This is a genomic window from Pollutimonas harenae (genome assembly GCF_004153685.1).
Lineage (GTDB): Bacteria > Pseudomonadota > Gammaproteobacteria > Burkholderiales > Burkholderiaceae_B > Pusillimonas_C > Pusillimonas_C harenae.
In genome coordinates this window covers 305458-326529 of sequence record NZ_SDQD01000003.1, presented here as the reverse complement: position 1 = coordinate 326529, position 21072 = coordinate 305458, and the positions used below count along the sequence as shown (strand labels likewise).

The following is a 21072-nucleotide window of genomic DNA, read 5'->3' as shown; positions in this document are numbered from 1 at the left end:
AAAGAGCGTTGCCTTGCCCACGCTCTTTTTCGTCCCGAGGAGACCACCATGCCACTCAATAAACATAAAGTAACGGGTCGCTATTTGGTTCTGTTGTGCGAGGGCCGGACCCAGGAAGGTGTAACAAAACTCATCGATATTGCCGGCCTCAGTCTTGCCCGTGCGCCATCACGTCGAAGCAAAACGGGTAAAAGCGGCGTACTTACCGCGCAATGCGCCATTGTCTTCAACAGCATAGGCGTTGCACTCATACGTTGCACCTTAGATAAGCAACCGTTGCTGGACCGCGCCATGGCCGAAAGTGGCGGTGCGATACTGGCCATAGAACCCGAGAGGCGGGTGTACGCGACGGGGCGGCGCCAGGTATCGGTTCCCACGCCGGTCCAACCCGGCTCAAAGTCTGAAACGATTTTCGGCGACGCTTTGCTTCAGACCTATCTGAAAGGCTATCGCGATGCGGTAGACGACCTGGCCGGCCGATTAGGGGCTGTGCCGCGGCAGCCAGGGGAGCCGCGGCCAGGTGCTGCTGTGGACGAGTCTTTGTCGACCTGGGGTATTCAGGCAACTAAGGCTGTACTGTCTCAATATAGTGGAACAGGGGTGCGCCTGGCTGTCCTCGATACCGGACTGGACTTGCAGCATCCTGATTTTTCCAGTCATAGCATCACCTCCCGTTCCTTTGTTGACGGCCAGACCGTACAGGATGGCAATGGGCACGGTACGCACTGTGCGGGCATTGCATGCGGTCCTGTTCAACCGTCGGCGGCACCGCGCTATGGCGTTGCCAGTAGTGTGCAACTTTATGTTGGTAAAGTATTGAGCGACGAGGGCAGTGGAGACGATGGTGGTGTACTGGAGGGCATTAACTGGGCCGTCGAGAATCAGTGCCAAATCATATCGATGTCGTTGGGCAGCCCGGTGCAGCCAGGGCAAGGGTATTCCAAAGTATTTGAAGAGGCTGCCCGGCGGGCCTTGAAAGCCGGAACGGTGGTTATCGCTGCTGCGGGCAACGACAGCCAGCGGGATACCTTGATTGCGCCGGTATCGCATCCCGCCAATTGCCCGTCGATCATGGCGGTGGCCGCCATTGATAAGCATATGCAGATAGCTCCTTTTTCCAGCGGCGGGCTTGAGGGGGATGGTGGGCAGGTCGACGTTGCAGGCCCGGGGGTAGATATACTATCGTCCTGGCCTGGACCCGAGCATTACCGCAGCCTAAGCGGTACCAGTATGGCGACACCGTTTGTTGCCGGTGTTGCCGCTTTATTGGCCGAGGCAGACGGTGGCATCAGTGGGCATGTCCTGCTGAGCCGTATCGTCCAAAGCACGCTTCGGCTGGCGCTACCCTCACGCGATGTGGGGGCGGGCCTGATTCAGGCCCCTCATGAAGAAAAGGTGGCTCTTTGACGCATGTACAGCTATCGATATCTGTTAAAGAAGACTACTTGAGCCGATATGCTGAAGTGGTCGAAGGTTGCCGCAGGGCGGGTATGGCGGTTGAGCGAGAACTGGTCGCCATAGGCATTATTGCGGGCACGATAGAAGTATCCCGGGTACAAGAGCTTTACAAGATCGCTGGCGTTCGCGATGTCGAACCGTCACGCAGCAACTATCGCCTGGATACGCCGCAAAATCAAAAATCCTGAATCCTTTTGTCCGTATTCCTGTGATTCAGTACTCACGTTAACCCTTGGCTTTATTTTTAAAGTCTGATTCAAGATAGTTTATGTCCGTTTCAAGGGAGTGCTTGCGACTTCCTTTTGATAATCTCGGTCGCGTCCGTAGCAGATAACCATAAGCAATACGGATTCGTTCTTGATAACAACACGGCAGACAAAAACTCTTTTGCGCTGGTTTACTTGCCTCGCAATAAAAAATTCTTATGCATGGATGGAGCTTTCCCGTACCGGGAAGGGCGCAGCTTTGCACAGGAAACTTGTGTGGCGACTATCTCGCGTCACAGGAATATTAAAAGGAGACTTACGGTGGAAGACAAAAAAGTTCAAAATCAACAGGCAGAAAACACTACGAATCGTCGTGGATTTTTGAAAACCGGCTCTGCAGTTGCCGGGGGACTGCTGGTTCCGGGGGCGTACAGTTCCGCCGCGTTCGCTCAAGCAAAACAGTATCCAAAACTGGGCAATTACCCCGATGGGGTCGCCGGTGATACTGTCGTTGCAGGTCTTACTCTGGACTTGACCGGCCCCTATTCGGCCGAAGGAGCAGGGCAAAAGCGTGGCTTCGAGCTGGCTGCGGAAATGATCAACAATGGTGATCCACGCGTAAAAAAGGTGTCGCCGCTGACCAAACAGGGCATTCTGGGCAAGAAAATCGAGTTGGCTATCGGCGATGCCGAGACCAAGCCCAATAGTGCAGTACAGGCGGCTACGCGTTTCATCCGCCAGGACAAGGCCATGATGATTGCCGGCAGCGTCAGCAGTTCCGTGGCGATCGCGCTGCAAAATACCTGCGAGCGTGCCAAGACCTTGTACTTTCCCATCATCAGCGGCTCCAGCGATACCACCGGAAAAGACTGCCGGCGCTATGGTTTTCGTTTGTGTCACCATGCCTATACGGCATCCAAGGCCATTGCACCCGTCCTGGCCGAAGCCTATGGCAAGGACATGAAAGCCATTTACCTGGTCCCCGACTATAACTACGGTCACTCCATCCATGACCATATGCGTGAATTCACTGAGGCGCAGGGGTGGACCACTATCGATACGCCCCAGATTCATCCCCTGGGTGCGACTGACTACAGTGCCTATTTGCTGAACGTGGCCAACAGTGGCGCCGATATCCTTATCAACCTTGACTATGGCGCGGACGCGGTCAACTCGGCCAAGCAAGCTCACCAATTTGGCGTGCTCAAGAACATGAAGATGTGCGTGCCTTACATGCCTGCCTACATGCTCGAAGAGGTCGGGCCCGAAATCATGGAAGGCGTGCACGGCACCATGGTGTTCTGGTGGACTGAAGCCGACAAGAACGAAGTGGCCAAGGACTTCGTCGAGGCCTACGAGGCGAAATTCAACGCCAAGCCACGTGATCCCGAGCACAATGCCTATATGACCATGCTCTTGTGGGCCGATGCCGTGGAGCGCGCGGGTACTTTCTACCCCGCCGAAGTTGTCAAGGCCTTCGAGGACAGCATTAATCACAAGCGGCCTTACACCATGGGTGGCGAGGTTTACTTCCGCGCCGAGGATCACGATGGCGCAGCCAACTTTGCCGTCGTCAAGGGCAAGAAACCTTCCGACATCAAGAACAAGGATGACCTGGTCGATGTGGTCGCCGTAGCCAACGGGGTGGATACGCTGCCGCCCATAGGCTATGCCGGTTGCAAGATGTCTCCGGCAGTCTAAGCCGGGACTGTGATTCTTTCGTTGTTATAAAAATAAGGGGGAGACTAGCATGCCTAGCCTTGGCCTAATCATGTCACAAGTTTTCAATGGTCTGGCGCTGGGGGTGCTGCTCTCCCTCATTGCTGCCGGTCTGACCATTATCTACGGCACGCTTGGTGTAATCAATTTTGCACATGGCGCGTTGTTCGTAGTGGGCGCTTATGCCGGCTTTTCTGTGTTTACCAGCACAGGTTCCTTTGTGCTAAGCATTATTGGTGGCGCTGTGGCCGCCATGATCATTGGCCTCATCATGGAGCGTGGTTTGATCAAGCGCTTCTATAACCGGCCCGTCGAAGACCAGATTCTGGTCACATTTGGCGTCAGTATTGTCATCGTCGAGATCATCCGCGCCATTTTTGGCGGAGTAGGACAGCGCGTGCCGGTGCCTGTTTGGGGTGAGGGCGTGGTCGATATGGGGTTTGTCGTCTATCCCCTGTATCGCATCCAGATTCTCGCCATCGCTGCGGGTGCGTTGGGTTTGTGCTGGATGGTGCTGTATCGCACACGTCTGGGCCTGATCATCCGCTCGGGTATTGAAGATGCCCTGATGACTCGGCTGCTTGGGATCAATATACAGCGCGCCTTCCTGATCGTATTTGGTGTGGGTGCCGCCGCGGCGGGGTTTGCGGGCATGATCTACGCACCTATCGTTTCCATCGTTCCCGACATGGGTTTCCGCGTGCTGATTCAGTCTTTTGTGGTCGTTGTGCTGGGTGGTGTTGGGTCGTTCCCAGGGGCAATACTCGGTGGCCTGATAGCGGGGCAGATCCTTAGCCTGACCTCGCTGTTCAATCCGGTCTATTCAGATGTCATGCTATTTGCAGCCATGGCGGTCATTCTAATTTTGCGGCCACAAGGGCTGTTGGGCGTGGAGGGCAGAGCATGAGCCAGACTGATAACTCTGTTGCAATTGAAGCGGGCGAGAACGTGGGAGACATGCAATCTGCTCACATGCCCAAGGGTAATACAGGTGCATTCCGGGCCCGCTATGGTGTCGAAGTCATCGCAGCCATGGTGCTTTGCGTCGCGCCTTTCATGGCGCCACTTATTGGCGCGGGCCCCGATTTGCTTGGGCGCGTCCTGATCTGGGGCCTGTTCGGACTGGGCTTCGACTTGCTGTTTGGCTATGCGGGTCTGTTGTCCTTTGGTCAGGCAGCATTCTATGGAACTGGTAGTTTCGTGACGGCTTACCTGCTCACCACCGGCATTATTCCCAATATGCTGCTTGCCCTGGTAGTGGCGATGCTGGTTGCTTCGGTGCTGGGCCTCGTGATCGGTTACCTGACACTCAGGCGTAGCGGCATTTACTTTGCCATGAGTACGCTCGCTTTTGCCGAAATGATTTACTTCCTGGAGTTCGGCCCCTTGCGAGACTGGACCGGTGGTGAAAATGGTATTCCAGGCATTCCTGAGCCAGCTGTTGAACTGGGTTTCTTCAGCTATACGATCCAGCCTGGCTGGCCCATGTACACCTTCCTGGCCGTCATGTTCTTTGTCGGATTCGTGATTGCACGCCGTATTTCGCTGTCGCCGTTTGGTGTCATTCTTACTGCTATTCGGGGCAATCCGGTGCGGGCGATGGCAGTGGGCCACAAGATACAGCGCTACAAGCTTGCCGTTTTTGTTGTTGCTGCTGCTTACGGCGGTGTAGCTGGAGGCCTGCTGGGATTGTTTCAGGGATACATGCCACCTGATGCCTTCAACCTGCATACTTCAGCAGAGCTTGTCATCCAGACCGTCATGGGCGGTGCAGGGACCTTGTTCGGCCCTTTGCTGGGTGCATTTATCTGGCTATACCTGTTCGAGGTGTTGCAGTTTGTGGATGCGGTTGGTCCTTACTGGCGGCTGATATTGGGCGTGATCTTTGTCATTCTTGTCACGGTGTTTCGTCGGGGTATTTGCGGCGAATTCATCGCATGGCGCAACAAACGCATGACACGCCGCATTGCACGTGCCGAAACAGGTTCACGGCAGCAGGTCAAAGGGCAGCGTAGTGTTCCGCTCATCATGCGCGAGGCAGCTTCGGTCAAACCAGGCTCCCCCGTATTGCAGGCCAACAATATTGCCAAGCACTATGGCGGCCTGAAAGCAGTAAAGGGGGTTTCCATCTCGGTTGCCGAGGGTGAGCTACGAGGTCTTATAGGTCCTAACGGCGCGGGTAAATCCACTTTCTTCAAGATGCTGGCGGGCGAAATTCTGCCCACTTCGGGGGAAGTCTTTCTACGTGGAGGCAACATCACCGGCATCGGTGTTACCCAGGTGTGCCAATTGGGCATGAGCAAAAGCTATCAGGTCAATGAGTTGTTCGATGCGCTGACCGTGCGCCAGAACATTCTGATGTCGGTGTTGGGCCAGAAGCGGGGCTCGTTCCGTTTCGACGCCTTGGCCAGCTTGAATGGTGTCAGTGGCTACGGAGAGCAGGTCGAAGCTGCCATGGCGCTGGTGGAGTTGAGCCACAAGGCCGATACGCCGGTCCATGAGTTGTCTTATGGCGAAAAGCGCCGGGTTGAAATAGGCCTGGCGCTGGCAACCGGTGCCAACGTTTTGCTGCTCGACGAGCCCTTGGCCGGCATGAGTCCCGAAGAACGCGTGCATGCCGTGGCCCTGCTCAAAAGCATACGCCGTGGCCGTACTGTGCTGATTGTTGAGCACGATATGGATGCCATGTTCGAGCTGGCCGACAAAATCACTGTTCTTTATGACGGCAACTTTCTTGCAGAAGGTACCCCTGAAGAAATTCAGGCCAATAAGGCCGTGCAGGAAGCTTATCTCGGAGGCGTAGTCGAGTCATGAGTCTACTAGAAGTCGATGGCATCAATACCTTTTACGGCGATTCGCATATTCTGTTCGACGTATCGCTCGAGGTTAAGGAAAACGAAGTCGTGGCGCTGCTGGGCCGGAACGGTGCAGGCAAGTCCACCTTGCTGAAAACCTTGGCAGGGGCGCTTACGGCCAGGTCCGGGAACATCACTTTTTCCGGTACACCCATCCAGAAAATGCCGGCACATCTGATTGCTCGTCTGGGTTTGCAACTGGTTCCCGAAGAGCGCCGGGTATTCGGTGGCATCACCGTTCACGAAAACCTGAAGCTTGCTGCGATGACGGCCAAGAAGCCTTTGAGCTTTTCGGAAATTTATCGCACCTTTCCGCGCCTGGATGAGCGGCGCGGCAACAAGGGGCGCGAGCTGTCCGGAGGAGAGCAGCAAATGGTTGCGATTGCGCGCGCCATGATACGCGACGCTCAATTGATTCTCCTTGATGAGCCCTTCGAGGGGCTTGCCCCGCTGATTGTGCGCGATCTCATGAATATCTGCCAGGACCTGGCGCGCCAGGGGCGAACCATCGTGGTGGTCGAGCAGAACGTGGCAGCGGCATTGTCCATGGCAGATCGCTGCTATTTGCTCAATACGGGGCATATCGTGTTCGGGGGGGCTTCAGAAGAGCTGCAAAGCAAGCCCGAAATCATGAACCGCTATCTTGGAGCAGCCGCGTAACTTTCAGGTTACGCAGATTTAGGAGTATATGTAATGTCCTCTACTATTGATTCCATTCTGGTCGAGCATAGGGTGTTTTCGCCGTCGGCCAAGGCCGTTGCAGGGGCAACAGTTGCGGGTATGGAAAGCTACAAGGCCTTGTGTGCCGAAGCTGAGCAAGACTTCAACGGCTTCTGGACACGTATGGCCAATGAGCACCTTGTCTGGCGCAAGCCATTTACCAAGGTGCTGGATGAGTCTGAGGCGCCGTTCTATACCTGGTTCGATGATGGCGAACTGAATGTCTCCGAAAACTGCCTTGATGTGCATCTGACCAACGGAAACGCTGACAAAACGGCACTGATCTTCGAGGCTGATGACGGCTCGGTAGATAAAGTAACGTATCGGCAATTACACGCTCGTGTCTGCCGCATTGCCAACGGTATCAAGTCGCTGGGCTACAAGAAAGGCGACAGAGCCATCATTTATCTGCCCATGTCCATTGAAGCGATTGCATGCATGCAGGCCTGCGCCCGCCTGGGCGTGATTCATTCAGTGGTGTTTGGAGGGTTTTCGGCCAAGAGCTTGCACCAGCGCATTGTGGATGTGGGTGCAAAGCTGGTCATTACCGCTGATGCACAGTTGCGAGGCGGGCGAGCTATTGCACTCAAGAGCGCTGTAGACGAGGCGTTGGCTGATGAGGGCGGCGATATTGTTCAGCACGTTATCGTTTACAAGCGGGCCGGCAGCGAGGTCAACTGGAGTGGGTCACGCGATGTCTGGTTGCACGAGCTCGAAGATGGGCAGCCAGACAGCTGCGAAGCCGTGGCGGTCGAAGCGGAGCATCCCCTGTTCATTCTGTATACGTCGGGCTCAACCGGAAAACCCAAAGGTGTGCAGCATGCTTCGGCTGGTTATCTGCTTTGGGCATCGCTGACCACCAAGTGGGTATTCGATGTGCGTCCCGACGATATCTTCTGGTGTACGGCCGATGTGGGCTGGGTAACCGGGCATAGCTATATTGCTTATGGCACCCTGGCTGCCGGCCTGACGCAAATCATATTTGAAGGGATACCGACTTACCCGCATGCGGGGCGTTTCTGGGAAATGATACAACGGCATAAGGTCAGTATTTTCTATACTGCACCAACGGCCATCCGTTCCCTGATCAAGGCTGCACAGGCAGACCCCGATACGCATCCGCAGCGCTACGATCTCTCCAGCCTGCGTTTGCTGGGGTCTGTCGGCGAACCGATCAACCCTGAAGCTTGGATCTGGTATTACCAGAACGTGGGCCAGGGCCGTTGTCCTATTGTTGATACGTGGTGGCAAACAGAAACGGGTGGCCATATACTGAGTCCGTTGCCCGGTGCCACGCCGCTCAAGCCAGGGTCCTGCACCTTGCCATTGCCGGGCATTATCACCGGGGTGGTCGATGAGGCTGGCAACGATGTGCCCCAGGGGCGGGGCGGTTTCCTGGTCATCAAGCGGCCCTGGCCTGCCATGATACGTACCGTGTGGGGCGACGAGGAACGCTATAAAAGCAGCTACTTTCCCACAGACCTCAAGGGATATTACCTGGCAGGAGACAATGCCCAGCGTGATGCTGACGGGTATTACTGGATCATGGGGCGCACCGACGACGTCTTGAGCGTATCGGGCCATCGATTGGGTGGCACTGAGATTGAGTCGGCCTTGGTGGCGCATGAAAAGGTCGCCGAGGCTGCGGTCGTGGGACGGCCCGACGCTACGACGGGTGAGGCCATCGTAGCCTTTATTATGCTCAAGGATCCAGTGCCCGATGGGGTGCAAGCCGATGCTCTGGCCAAGGAACTGCGTGACTGGGTTGCCAAAGAGGTGGGGGCTATTGCCAAGCCTCGCGACATCCGTTTTGGCAATAATCTGCCCAAGACACGCTCGGGCAAGATACTCAGACGGTTGCTGCGTGTCGTGGCTGAAGGCAAAGAGGTTACCCAGGACGTATCCACGCTCGAGAATCCCGATGTATTGAAGCAGTTCACAGGGGTGTATTGAAATGCTGGTCGTTTACGCCTGAGAGTGGGGGTTTTCCTCCATGGTTATAACTACAGGTTCTATTAGTATCAACATGCGGATAGCGCCAGCGTAAGCAATAGCGAATCTGTCGTCTTGATCAATATGTGTTTGAAAGCCATTTTGGTTCTGGGGGTGGGTAGTCGTTATGGAAACGCAACTGGGCGTCAGCATGACGCGTAGATACGCAGGGATCCTGGCAGGCAGCATTAGCCGAGACTTTGCTGACTCCACGATTCTGTCCGATCATTCCCACGAAATGGGGCAGATCAAATACGCTTTAAGCGGAATTATGGTGGTCTCGAGTACAGACGGGCATTGGGTGGTGCCACCCACCCGCGCCCTTTGGCTTGCGCCTAACGTCCGGCATCAGGTTCGCATGCTGGGAAAGGTGCGGTTGCGTTCCGTGTTCGTGAATCCGGCTTTTTCACATGGCTTGCCCGAGCAAAGCTGCATGCTCCCGGTTTCCCCTCTTTTTCGGGAAATTATTGCGGCTGTCGCCAATGCCGGTTTCAGTACCGAACCCAGTCGCCGGGTGAAGTTGCTCATGAACCTTTTGCTCGAAGAGGTGAGCGACGAGTCCGGCTTGCCCTTGCACTTGCCCACCCCCAAAGATCATCGTCTGGCTACCATCTGTACACATATCCAGGAACACCTCGATGAGATGAAAACGCTTAAGGAGTGGTCCAGGGATATGGGCTACGATCAGCGTACCTTGCATCGCTTGTTCGTGCAGGAACTGGGTATGTCTTTTGGCCAATGGCGACAGCAGGCGAAACTGCTGACGGCACTGGAGTGGCTGGCCGAGGGTAAGCAGGTGCTTGCTATTGCGCTTGATCTGGGCTACCAGAATCAAAGCGCATTCACAGCTATGTTTCGGCGTAACCTGGGTCTTACACCCAGCGACTTTCTTAAATCCATCGAGGCAGCGTAGCCGACCGTACTGAGTTGGCTCTCTTGCCCCGTTGGGTCTGGTCAGTTAGTTCCAGCGGCCGCCGCGGCCACCAGCACTAAAGCGGCCCGCGCCCAGCATAGCTACTGCTAGTCCGCCAAACAGGTACAGGCCTTGCAGTTCGAGGCGCCATCCGCCGCTGCCTGTAAATTGTGCCAAGTGCCCCATATGAGCCAGTACGATGGCCACCAGCATATTGGCGACAATCAGCAAGCCGCCCATGCGTGTATACAGGCCCAGAATCAGGCATAGCGGAGCGATGACTTCTCCGATGTACACCGCCCAGGCAAAAAATGCCGGCAGTCCGCGAGCGGCCACCATGGCTTCGATAGGACCAATACCGTGAAAAAGTTTTGCCAGGCCATGAAAGAGCAGCAGCAGGCCTATGGCCAGACGCAAAACAAGCTTGCCCAGGTCTTCAAGAGTGGTGTTGGACATATTCAGGCCTCTTGTGTGGTGCTGCTTGTGTTACCGGTGGCGTGGCGCTCGGGTGTCTGGCCGCGATAAGTGAGTACCAGGCCTTCCAGTTGCGAGAATAAAATTGCGAAATCATCATCCGCATTGATTTTTTTCTGGCCTATTTCATCTACCAGAAGCGTTGAGCACTGCGTGTCGTTAAGCATTTGATGCAGGTTTTCGGTGCTGCCGTATGGACTGAGCGGTACAGGGATCTTGCCAGCAGCCAGTATGGCCAACATGCTGACCTGATATTCCAGCGACTGTTCGGCGCATAAGCCTACACGCGAGCCTGGCGTAGGGTCTTTGGATTGCAAGGCGACAGCCAGGGCGTTGACCGACACCAGCAGTTCGGCGTAAGTGACCTGGGTATGGTCGTTTTCAAGGGCAGCCGCCTGGCCATGTTGCTCTGCCATGCTTGTCCAGAAATCAAGTGTGCGTATCATATGCAAAAAGACCTTAGCGCTAAGAAAAATGATAGTGTCGAGTATAAGGCCGTAATATAACAATACGATCTACTTAAAAGAAAAGCAGGAGCACATGCATGTTGCCATTGAATCCCAAGAGCTACGATGACGCCCTACAGCAATTTTCCTGGGACATTCCACAGCGCTACAACATAGGCGTCGACGCATGCGATAAATGGGCCGAGCAAGATTCACGACGGCTGGCACTGATTCATATAGGGCATGATGGCTCCGTCCGGAATTACAGCTTTGGTGAGCTTCTTGAAATGTCGAACCGGGTCGGCAATCTGCTGTTGGCGCAGGGCGTCGAGCGCGGCGACAGGGTGGGTATTCTTCTACCGCAGGCACCCGAAACCGCTTTGGGTCACATTGCCGCCTATAAAACAGGCTGTATCGCTATTCCGCTGTTCGCGTTGTTTGGAGTAGAGGCCTTGCAATATCGCTTGAAAGACAGCGGTGCGCGCGTTGTCATTACCAATGCCGAGGGGGCAGCCAAGCTGGCTCAAATACGCGAACACCTGCCAGATTTGCAGGTTGTGTTCACCATAGACGGTGCCCACGACGGCACGCTGGACTTGCATCGCGAGGCAGCAAGGCATAGCTCTGACCTGACGCCTGTCGATACGGCGCCCGACGATCCCGCCGTCATTATCTATACCTCCGGTACGACAGGCCAGCCCAAGGGTGCCTTGCACGCGCATCGCGTACTGCTTGGCCATTTGCCGGGTGTGGAAATTTCACATAACCTTTTCCCTCAGGAAGGTGACCGGATGTGGACGCCGGCCGATTGGGCCTGGATCGGCGGCCTGTTCGATGTGCTGTTGCCGTCCTGGCATCATGGCATTGCCGTTGTTGCTCATCGCTTCCAGAAGTTCACACCCGAAGCGGCATTTCAACTGATGCAAGACCATGGCATACGTAATACATTCTTGCCGCCTACCGCCTTGAAAATGATGCGTGCGGTGGTTGAGCCTGAAAAACGCTGGAATTTTCAATTGCGTTCAGTGGCCAGCGGCGGTGAGTCATTGGGCGCTGAATTGCTCGATTGGGGGCGGCGCACCTTTGGCCTGACGATTAATGAGTTCTACGGCCAGACAGAATGCAATATGACGGTGTCGTCTTGTTCCGACTTGATGCCTGTCACACCCGGCGCCATTGGAAGGCCCGTTCCGGGTCACCAGGTTGCCATCGTAGACGAAGGCGGAAATGTGCTTGGGTCAGGCGAGACCGGCAATATTGCCGTGCATAGCCCCGATCCGGTCATGTTCTTGCAGTACTGGAACAATACCGCGGCTACCCGCGAAAAATACATAGGCGACTGGCTGCTCACGGGCGACACCGGTAGCATGGACGACAATGGCTACGTTCATTTCATGGGCCGCAACGACGACGTCATTACCTCGGCAGGCTATCGCATTGGCCCTGGTGAAATCGAAGACTGCATCCTTCAGCACCCATCGGTAAAGATGGTGGCCGTGGTTGGGGCTGCTGATCCGCAGCGTACCGAGATCGTGGCAGCCGTGATCGTGCTGAAAGAAGCTTATGAAGCCAATGAAACGCTAAAGCGGGAAATCCAGGACTATGTAAAAAATCGGTTGGCGGCGCACGAGTATCCGCGTGAAATATTCTTTGTCGACGAGTTGCCCATGACCACCACCGGCAAGGTTATTCGTCGCGAATTGCGTCAACAAGTCGAGGCATGGCGGCGCGATTGATTCTTCACCACCAAATAAAAAAGCCCACGCAAAAATACGTAGGCTTTTTAAGGTGTTATGTGGTCGGGGCGAAAGGATTCGAACCTTCGACCCTCTGGTCCCAAACCAGATGCGCTACCAGGCTGCGCTACGCCCCGAATTCATAACAGCCAGCTACTATAACATGAAAATCTAAGCAGCGTCTGCCTCGGCGTCATCGGCCTGCTGGTCCGAGTCCGTTGTGCGGCGCCGAACCTGTACCTTGGCGATACGCCGTCCTTCGAGTTCCAGTACCTTAAAACGAAACTCGTGGTCTCCATGCCTGAACCTGAGCTTGTCGCCTACCTCGGGCAGGCGACCGAAGCGGCTCAGCATATAGCCGGCCAAAGTGCTGTATTCGTCCTCGTCGTCGAGCAGGCCTTCTATTTCCAGTGTTTGTTCGAAATGATGCAGATCGGTGCCGCCGTCGACTATCCATTTATCGTCGCCGGCCGGGATAATGTCGCGGGTTTCATCCTCATCGGGGAAGTCGCCGGCGATGGCCTCGAAGACGTCTATGGGTGTGACCAGGCCTTCTACAGCACCAAACTCGTTGATCACAATGACCAGTTGGCCGCGCGCCGCCTTCAGGGTTTCGATCAAGTCAAGGATGCGCACGGCTTCGTGCACGATGATCGGAGGACGCAATGTGTTCTGATTTAACGTGCCGTGCTGTATCAGATCGGTGATCATGTCCTTGGCGCGGCCTATGCCCACGATGTTGTCCAATGAGCCCCGGCACACTGGAAAGAACCCGTGCGGGGTGCCGCTGATCTCTTGGCGGATTTGCTCGGGATCATCGTCCAGGTTGAGCCAGGTGATGTCGTTGCGCGGCGTCATGATGGAGTGGACGTTGCGATCCGCCAGGCGCAGCACGCCGCTGACCATATTGCGTTCTTCCACGGCGAAGGGCACGTTGTCAGGCGTGTCGAGTGCCGTGTCGGTTGCTTCGTCGGTAGCAGCAGGCCGTTTTCCAAGCATGCGCAGTATCCCTTCTGCGGTACGCTCCCTCATGGGACGCTGGGTGTCGGAGTTGCGCAGATTGCGCCGGGCAATCTGGTTGAGCGCCTCGATGGCAACCGAGAAGCCAATGGCGGCATACAGATAGCCCTTGGGTACCTTGAAACCGAAGCCTTCGGCAATCAGGGCAAAGCCTATCATCAGCAAAAAGCCCAGGCACAGAATCACCACGGTGGGGTGGGCGCTCACGAAGCGGGTCAGGGGTTTTGATGCCACCAGCATAATGCCTATGGCAATAATGACGGCGGCCATCATCACGGGCAGATGGTCAACCATACCGACTGCAGTGATGACTGCATCGAGCGAGAAGACAGCATCCAGCACGACAATTTGCGTCACAATGACCCAGAAGCTGGGATACATGCGCGAGCCGGACATGGTGTGTGTCTTGCCTTCGACGCGTTCATGCATCTCCATGGTGCCCTTGAAAACCAGGAAGAAGCCACCCAGAATCAGGATCAGGTCTCGACCCGAAAAGTCCAGAGAACCTACCCAGAATAGGGGGGACGTCAGCTTGAACAGCCACGATATGCCTGATAGCAGCGCCAGGCGCATGACGAGCGCCAGCGACAGACCAATGACGCGGGCGCGATCGCGCTGGGAAGGTGGTAGCTTGTCTGCCAGAATGGCAATGAAAATCAGATTGTCTATGCCCAGGACAATTTCCAGGACCACTAGTGTCAGTAAGCCGACCCATACGGAGGGGTCAAGCAGCAACTCCATTATTAATTCCTTTCAGTTTGGTGTAAGTATTGTAGTGTGCTTATTATTTTTTTACATGGCATGACTGGGAAAAGGCAGGAGCTTGAGGTCAGTGTATCTAAGTTTTTTGTCGTAAATGTGGCAGGGTGTAGGCTTGATTGCGGTAAGCCCAGTACGGCCAGAGCACATGAGCCAACGCCTCGCGTGACAGATCGGGATCCAGGGTGATCGGTGTATAGATGGCCGGCGCAGTGTAGCGAAACTGCGTAGCCTCTTTGTAGGGTTCCAGGACAATCAGTGCATCGTCCTTCAGATACCCATAGTTTTCGCCATATTGCATCATGGCCCTGCCTCCGCCGGTTTGCGTAAGGTCGTGGCCTATCATGGGGTGTTCCGTATTCAGTCCCATCAGCGACAGCAAAGTGGGGGGGAGATCTATCTGGCTGATCAGGCGATCGTCGCGCCTGGCGGTGACATCTGCGCCGAGAATCAGGGCAGGTATATGAAAATGCCGTAAAGGAACCAGGCTGGCGCCACCCACCCGGGAGTCGTGGTCGGCCACAATCAGGAAAACGGTATTTTCCCAGTAGTCGGATTGTTTGGCCTGCTCGAAAAAGCGACCGATAGCCCAGTCGGCATAACGTACGGTGTTCTCTACGGTGGCTGGGTTGCCGTCTGGAACAATGCGGCCAGCGGGGTATTCCCACGGTGAGTGATTGCTGACCGAAAAGGCCAGGGTCAAGGTGGGCTGACTGGGTGGCTCGGCAAGCAGACCATGCAGCTTGTTGAACATATCTTCATCGCTGGCGCCCCATGTTCCTATAAAGGCCGGATTTTTGAAGGAAGAGCGTTCATGCAGTTCGTCGAAACCATTACCCAGGAAAAAGCTCTTCATGTTGTCGAAGTGCGCTTCGCCGCCATAGATGAAGCGGGAGCGATACCCATGCTGCTTGAGCAACTGAGCCAAGGTAAAGAAATTGCTTTGGGCACCCGACAAACGTAGTACGGCGTCTGAGATAGTGGGAGGAAAGCCTGCCGTGACGGCTTCGAGGCCGCGTACAGAGCGCGTACCCGTGGCATAGGCGCGCGTAAAGTTCCAGGCTGTCTTGGCCAGCTCGTCAAGTTCGGGGGTCAGGCCTGCACCGCCCAGGTTGCCTACATACTGGGCGCCCAGGCTCTCTTGCACGATCAGAACCAGATTCAGTGGTCGGCTGCGCGGTCGTATGGAGGTTTGTTGATGCAGTGTGGGAATGTCGGCCGGCCCGGCGGGCAGCCCTGAGCATTGCTGAACGATGCGGTTGGTTTCATCGCTGGACAGCTTGCCGTATATGTCGGCAGCCGAACGCTCATTTTTCATGCTGTATATGGCATATGTGACGCTGTACAGTGAATTCAGCGGCAGCGTGTTGAGCATGCTGTCACCGCAGTAAGCCACGGTGGACGGGTTGATAGGCCTGTGTTTCAGCGTGCCGCGTATAGCCAGAAAGATCAGCGCTGCAGCCACCAGGAAAAACAAAATGTCTTGCCACCATGGCATGGTCGCATCGGGCATGCCGTGCCCGAACAGGTAGTGGGCCAGCCAGGCAAACAGTCCCAGTACCACCACAGCAGCCAGTATCACGATCTTGTAGCCCTTCCAAAGCATGCCGAAGACCTCTTGCGGATGCTTTAGGTATTCGACATACAGACGATTGGGGCGCGTGTCGTATTCGTAAATAAACTGGGGTGTGGACACTTCCAGCAAAACCAGCAGAAACCAGGCAATCTGGAACCAGATACCGGTCAGCTCGACAGCCGGGATGGAATGCCCCAGCCAGGGGGCCAGCAGCAGAGGGATGCCGACAATGATGGCGATCTGGTTCGCATCGATGCGCAGGCCACCTATTAATATAGGCAGCAAGCCACCAGCTTGCTGAACGCGTTGCCATTGCCAGGCCGCCAATGCACATCGGCTAAGGGTAAGCAAGCACAGACTGGAAATAATAAAAACAAGAGAAAGGTCGAGCATGGGCGGGCGAAAAAGCCTTGTGTTAATGGATTATGCCGGCTTGTGCAGCCAAGTACACGCTGCCATGCTGATATTGCGTACAATTTATCAGGTTTTTCTCGTACGCAACGCTCAGGAACTCGTTATTATGCACTCAGCCATACCTTATTTGAAACTAGCGGGGGCTATTACCCTTGCTACAGCCAGCGCCCTGGCCTATTCCCAGGACGTCATCAAGATTGGCGAGCTTAATAGTTACAAAACACAACCGGCCTTTCTGGGCCCTTATAAAATGGGTATGGAGCTTGCGGTCGAACAGATCAATGAGGCGGGCGGCGTCAACGGGAAAAAACTCGAACTGATCGTCCGTGACGACAACTCCAATCCGGGCGATGCGGTGCGCGCCGCCGAAGAATTACTCACGCGCGACAAGGTCGACGTCCTGACTGGTACCTTTCTCTCGCACGTGGGCTTGGCTGTTACTGATTTTGCCAAGCACAAGCAGCGGTTTTTCCTGGCCAGTGAACCCCTGACCGACAAAATCGTCTGGGAAGACGGAAATCACTACACCTATCGCTTGCGTGCTTCGACCTATATGCAGGTGGCCATGCTGATCCCCGCGGCCGTCAAAATGAACAAGAAGCGTTGGGCTATTGTTTATCCTAATTACGAGTATGGACAATCGGCCGTCACAACCTTCAAGACTTTGCTGAAACAGGCCCAGCCAGACGTTGAGTTCGTGGCTGAGCAAGCAGCGCCACTGGGCAAGATCGACGCAGGTAATGTCGTACAGGCACTTGCCGATGCCAAACCCGAAGCCATGTTCAATGTGCTGTTTGCCACCGACCTGGCCAAATTTGTGCGTGCCGGTACGCAACGTAACTTCTTTGAAAATCTTTCGGTGGTCAGCTTGCTTACGGGCGAGCCCGAGTATCTTGACCCTTTGGGGGCCGAGACGCCGGTAGGCTGGGTCGTTACAGGTTACCCATGGTATGCCATCGATACGCCTGAGCATAACCGTTTCCTCGAGGCCTACCAGAAGCGCTACGACGATTATCCCAGGCTGGGCACCATCATAGGATACAACGCCATTCTGTCGTTGGCTGCGGGTATCGATAAGGCTGACACAACCGAAACCGAAGCCCTGGTAGAAGCGTTCAAAGGACTAGAGGTCGACACGCCGGTTGGTCGCATCACATACCGTGGCATCGATCATCAATCGACCATGGGTGCTTATGTAGGTACTCTTGCCATCAAGGATGGCAAGGGCATCATGACCGATATTGAATATATCGATGGTGCAAGCGTCCTGCCATCTGACGAGCAAGTCAGGCAATGGCGGCCTGCATCGGCCAACTGATTGACTTCTTTCCCTAGCGAGGCCCGGTGTTGGTAGACACCGCCACACTATGCAGCTTACTGGTTACCTCGTTCAGATTCTGAACGGCCTGGCGGAGGCGTCGTCACTGTTTCTGGTAGCAGTGGGCCTCTCGCTGATCTTTGGTGTCAGCCGCATCGTCAACTTTGCCCACGGCTCCTTATATATGCTGGGCCTGTATGTCGCCTACACCATAGTCGGCATGTGGGGGCACAGCCCATTGGGATTCTGGTTCAGCCTCCTTTGTGCGGCGCTCATCGTGGGCGTATTGGGTGCACTGATTGAAGCCATACTTTTGCGGCGCATCTATCATGTACCCGAGATGTTCCAGCTTTTGGCTACCTTCGCCTTGGTGCTGGTGTTCAATGACATGGCCTTGTGGCTGTGGGGTCCCGACGATCTGTTGGGGCCGCTCGCGCCCGGGCTGAACGGATCCATACAGATATTCAATCGCTATATGCCGGTGTACGACCTGGCCTTGATTGTCATCGGTCCTCTGGTGCTGTTGATGCTTTGGCTGATGCTTACACGCACGCGCTGGGGTACGCTGATACGCGCAGCAACACAAGACCGCGAAATGCTGGGCGCTCTGGGTGTGAATCAGGAGTGGCTGTTTACCAGCGTGTTTGCCCTGGGCGCCTTCCTGGCCGGCCTGGGAGGCGCACTGCAGATCCCGCGCCAGCCAGCCAGCCTGATGCTGGACCTGAGCGTAATAGGAGATGCCTTTGTAGTGGTGGTGGTCGGAGGCATGGGTTCCATACCTGGTGCTTATCTGGCCGCCTTGATCATTGCCCAGCTTAAGGCTTTGTGCATTGCCCTGGGTGTGGTCGATGTTGCAGGAATCAGCATAGCCTTCCCCAAACTGACTCTGGTGGTGGAATTTATCTTCATGGCTTTTGTGCTGGTGTTCAAGCCATGGGGCTTGCTGGGCAAGCCGCTGGCCTTGGTGCGTCAGGCCGCCATGCCCGATATGCCACTGCGTCCGGCCAATCAGGCATTCAAATGGATGGCAGCCATCTTGCTGATCATCTTTCTGGTCTTGCCCTTGTTGTCGGCCTCTTTCCCCTATGCGGCCGTACTGGCCCAAGACATGTTGGTTGCCGTGCTGTTCGCAGTCAGCTTGCATTTCATGATGGGGCTGGGAGGTATGCCAACTTTCGGCCATGCCGCTTATTTTGGTATTGGCGCCTATGCCGCTGCCTTGTTGTTCAAATCGCTGGGGCTGGGGATGGTAGGTTCCATGCTGGCAGCCCCGCTGGCGGCCGGCCTGGCTGCCATTGTGTTCGGGTGGTTCTGCATACGCTTGACGGGTGTCTACCTGGCCATGCTGACGCTGGCTTTTGCGCAGATCGTATGGTCTATTGTCTTTCAGTGGGACGACGTTACTGGTGGCTCCAACGGTATAGTCGGCATCTGGCCCGAAGCCTGGTTGTCGGGCGATGCCTATTATTACTTTGTGCTGGCCGTGGTGGTGCTGGCTGTGGCCGCAGTGCGGCGTATGGCGTTTTCTCCTTTTGGCTACGCCTTGCGCGCGGTGCGCGACTCGGCCTTGCGGGCTGATGCCATAGGCATACATGTGAAAGGCATGCAATGGGCCGCATTTGTGGTGGCGGGTTTGTTGGCGGGTTTGGCAGGTGCCCTGTATGTTTTTTCCAAAGGCAGCACATCGCCTGAAGTCATGACGGTGGGCAAATCAGTAGACGGCCTGGTCATGGTGCTGCTGGGCGGCATTCAAACCTTGTTTGGCCCGGTGGCGGGCGCGGCGGCCTTTACCGTGATGCAGGATTATTTTGTGGGCGTTACCGAATATTGGCGAGCCCTGTTTGGCGGAGTCATTCTGCTGATCGTACTGGTGTTTCCGCAGGGCATTGCCGGCTTTGCCGCCTTGTGGACGCAAGGCAGGAGGTCGGCATGAATCTGCTTGAAGTCAGGCAGCTCAGCAAGCACTTTGGCGGCAATGCCGCCGTCGATCAAGTCAGCTTTGTCCTGAACCCAGGTGAGCTGCTGGCGTTAATCGGACCCAATGGGGCGGGCAAATCGACGACCTTCAATATGGTGGGAGGGCAATTGCCGGCTTCGGGAGGGTCAGTCCTGCTCGATGGTGAGGAGCTGCGGGGCCTGAGCTCCAGAAGTATCGCGCATAAGGGGGTAGGACGTACCTTCCAGATTGCCGCCACGTTCGCCTCTCTGACCGTTATTGAAAATGTACAGATGGCCTTGCTGTCACATCATCGGCGCGTGTTTTCCTTTTGGCGCCCGGCTGCTGGTCTGTACAGGGACGAGGCCATGCAATTGCTGGACCTGGTCAGCATGCAGGATCAGGCAGATCGTCCTTGCAGCGAATTGGCTTACGGTGATGTGAAGCGCGTGGAGTTGGCCATGAGCCTGGCAGGCAAGCCCAGGGTCTTGCTTATGGATGAACCCACCGCAGGCATGGCTCCGGCTGAACGTCGTGCCTTGGTGGGCCTGGTCAAACAGCTGGTCATGCAGCACAGACTGGCGGTCCTCTTTACCGAGCACAGTATGGATGTGGTGTTTTCTTATGCGGATCGCGTCATTGTGCTGGCGCGTGGCAAGTTGATTGCTGAAGGCAGCGTAGAGCAGATACGCCAACATCCCAAGGTTCAGGAAGTGTATTTCGGTACCGGTAAAACCATACAGACAGATGCCGTGCAGGAAGCGGTGCCATGAGCCTTGATAAGCCATCCGCGATGCCCGTGCTGTCGGTCTCCGGGCTACATGCCTGGTACGGCGCGGCGCATATCCTGCACGATGTCAGCCTGGAAGTAGGGCGTGGTGAAGTGGTGGGCCTGATGGGACGCAACGGCGCGGGCAAGTCGACGACGCTCAAGGCCATCATGGGTTTGCTTGCGCGACGCCAGGGTGACGTACGCTTCATGGGCCAGCACCTGATGAAGCGGCAGCCATACGAAATAGCACGTCTTGGGCTGGGTTATGTGCCTGAAGAAAGGCGCATTTTTACTGAGCTGACGGTAAAGGAGAACCTGATCGCCGGGCAGCAGGCTCACCGAACCTGGCCTGACGGTACGCCGGGCCTGAACTGGACTTTTGAATCGGTATTCGACTTGTTCCCGCCGCTGGCCGATATGCAGGAACGGCCGGCGGGAGACATGAGTGGCGGCGAACAGCAGATGCTGGCCGTTGCCCGTACTCTGATGGGCAATCCATATTGCCTTTTGCTCGACGAACCGTCCGAGGGTGTGGCGCCATTGATCGTGGAGCAAATGGCCGAGATGATACTGGCACTGAAGATGCGTGGCGCAAGTGTGCTGCTGTCCGAGCAGAATATTCATTTTGCCCAGTTGGTGTCCGATCGTGCCTATGTACTTGAAAAAGGCGTGATTCGATATAGCGGCACGATGCACGAACTGGCTGGCAACGAGGTCGTACGCCGGGAACACCTGGCGCTGTGACGAGTGTGGGCCAG

At 55.7% G+C, this 21072-nt stretch carries 17 protein-coding genes and 1 tRNA gene; 13 read left to right on the top strand and 5 right to left on the bottom strand.

Features of this window, described 5'->3' with window-relative positions:
* Positions 1-48 precede the first annotated feature (48 nt).
* The 8 genes from ERD84_RS14210 (at position 49) to ERD84_RS14175 (ending at position 9863) form a co-directional block, all read left to right on the top strand.
* Complete coding sequence (locus tag ERD84_RS14210) at positions 49-1407, top strand: S8 family peptidase (RefSeq protein ID WP_130040318.1); 1359 nt, start codon at positions 49-51, stop codon at positions 1405-1407.
* A 38-nt stretch (positions 1408-1445) separates the two neighbouring features.
* Positions 1446-1646: a hypothetical protein gene (locus ERD84_RS14205; protein WP_130040317.1), complete on the top strand. Its 201-nt coding sequence runs from the start codon at positions 1446-1448 to the stop codon at positions 1644-1646.
* Positions 1647-1985: 339 nt separating this feature from the next.
* Positions 1986-3365 (top strand): substrate-binding protein, encoded by a 1380-nt coding sequence (locus ERD84_RS14200; protein ID WP_245150711.1) that lies wholly within the window; start codon positions 1986-1988, stop codon positions 3363-3365.
* Positions 3366-3435: 70 nt separating this feature from the next.
* Positions 3436-4290 carry a branched-chain amino acid ABC transporter permease gene (locus tag ERD84_RS14195; RefSeq protein WP_245150710.1) on the top strand — a complete coding sequence of 285 codons (855 nt, stop codon included), beginning with the start codon at positions 3436-3438 and terminating at the stop codon, positions 4288-4290.
* A complete protein-coding gene (locus ERD84_RS14190) occupies positions 4287-6197 on the top strand; it encodes a branched-chain amino acid ABC transporter ATP-binding protein/permease (RefSeq protein WP_245150709.1) in 1911 nt (636 codons plus the stop codon). Before ERD84_RS14195 ends, ERD84_RS14190 begins: the two co-directional genes overlap by 4 nt.
* Entirely contained in the window at positions 6194-6898 is a 705-nt protein-coding gene (locus ERD84_RS14185) for an ABC transporter ATP-binding protein (protein WP_130040314.1), read from the top strand. Before ERD84_RS14190 ends, ERD84_RS14185 begins: the two co-directional genes overlap by 4 nt.
* A gap of 33 nt (positions 6899-6931) precedes the next feature.
* Complete coding sequence (gene acs, locus ERD84_RS14180) at positions 6932-8911, top strand: acetate--CoA ligase (RefSeq protein ID WP_130040313.1); 1980 nt, start codon at positions 6932-6934, stop codon at positions 8909-8911.
* Positions 8912-9077: 166 nt separating this feature from the next.
* On the top strand, positions 9078-9863 hold the full coding sequence (locus ERD84_RS14175; protein ID WP_130040312.1) for an AraC family transcriptional regulator: 786 nt from the start codon (positions 9078-9080) through the stop codon (positions 9861-9863).
* 45 nt (positions 9864-9908) lie between these two features.
* Here ERD84_RS14175 and ERD84_RS14170 read toward each other — a convergent pair whose 3' ends face one another.
* Positions 9909-10319: a DoxX family protein gene (locus ERD84_RS14170; RefSeq protein WP_130040311.1), complete on the bottom strand. Its 411-nt coding sequence runs from the start codon at positions 10317-10319 to the stop codon at positions 9909-9911.
* A gap of 2 nt (positions 10320-10321) precedes the next feature.
* Positions 10322-10753 carry an AMP-binding protein gene (locus tag ERD84_RS14165; RefSeq protein ID WP_209019835.1) on the bottom strand — a complete coding sequence of 144 codons (432 nt, stop codon included), beginning with the start codon at positions 10751-10753 and terminating at the stop codon, positions 10322-10324.
* A gap of 128 nt (positions 10754-10881) precedes the next feature.
* Between ERD84_RS14165 and ERD84_RS14160 the strand changes: the two genes are divergently transcribed.
* On the top strand, positions 10882-12519 hold the full coding sequence (locus ERD84_RS14160; RefSeq protein ID WP_130040309.1) for an acyl-CoA synthetase: 1638 nt from the start codon (positions 10882-10884) through the stop codon (positions 12517-12519).
* A 60-nt stretch (positions 12520-12579) separates the two neighbouring features.
* On the opposite strand, the gene ERD84_RS14155 is transcribed toward ERD84_RS14160, so the two are convergent.
* From ERD84_RS14155 to ERD84_RS14145, 3 genes are all read right to left on the bottom strand, one after another.
* Positions 12580-12656 (bottom strand) — tRNA-Pro (locus tag ERD84_RS14155).
* A gap of 34 nt (positions 12657-12690) precedes the next feature.
* Positions 12691-14280, bottom strand: coding sequence for a TerC family protein (locus ERD84_RS14150; protein ID WP_130040308.1), 1590 nt, complete (start codon positions 14278-14280; stop codon positions 12691-12693).
* A 97-nt stretch (positions 14281-14377) separates the two neighbouring features.
* Positions 14378-16267: an LTA synthase family protein gene (locus tag ERD84_RS14145; RefSeq protein ID WP_130040307.1), complete on the bottom strand. Its 1890-nt coding sequence runs from the start codon at positions 16265-16267 to the stop codon at positions 14378-14380.
* Positions 16268-16394: 127 nt separating this feature from the next.
* On the opposite strand from ERD84_RS14145, the gene ERD84_RS14140 reads away from it, so the two are divergent.
* Genes ERD84_RS14140 through ERD84_RS14125 form a run of 4 tightly spaced genes read left to right on the top strand, consistent with a single transcriptional unit; the run spans position 16395 to position 21058 of the window.
* The gene (locus ERD84_RS14140; RefSeq protein WP_245150708.1) at positions 16395-17606 is read left to right on the top strand and encodes an ABC transporter substrate-binding protein; all 1212 of its coding nucleotides are present in this window, start codon (positions 16395-16397) and stop codon (positions 17604-17606) included.
* A gap of 49 nt (positions 17607-17655) precedes the next feature.
* The gene (locus tag ERD84_RS14135; protein WP_130040306.1) at positions 17656-19539 is read left to right on the top strand and encodes an ABC transporter permease; all 1884 of its coding nucleotides are present in this window, start codon (positions 17656-17658) and stop codon (positions 19537-19539) included.
* On the top strand, positions 19536-20315 hold the full coding sequence (locus ERD84_RS14130; RefSeq protein ID WP_130040305.1) for an ABC transporter ATP-binding protein: 780 nt from the start codon (positions 19536-19538) through the stop codon (positions 20313-20315). The genes ERD84_RS14135 and ERD84_RS14130 overlap by 4 nt, the downstream gene beginning before the upstream one ends.
* Positions 20312-21058 (top strand): ABC transporter ATP-binding protein, encoded by a 747-nt coding sequence (locus tag ERD84_RS14125; protein ID WP_130040304.1) that lies wholly within the window; start codon positions 20312-20314, stop codon positions 21056-21058. The genes ERD84_RS14130 and ERD84_RS14125 overlap by 4 nt, the downstream gene beginning before the upstream one ends.
* Positions 21059-21072: the final 14 nt, after the last annotated feature.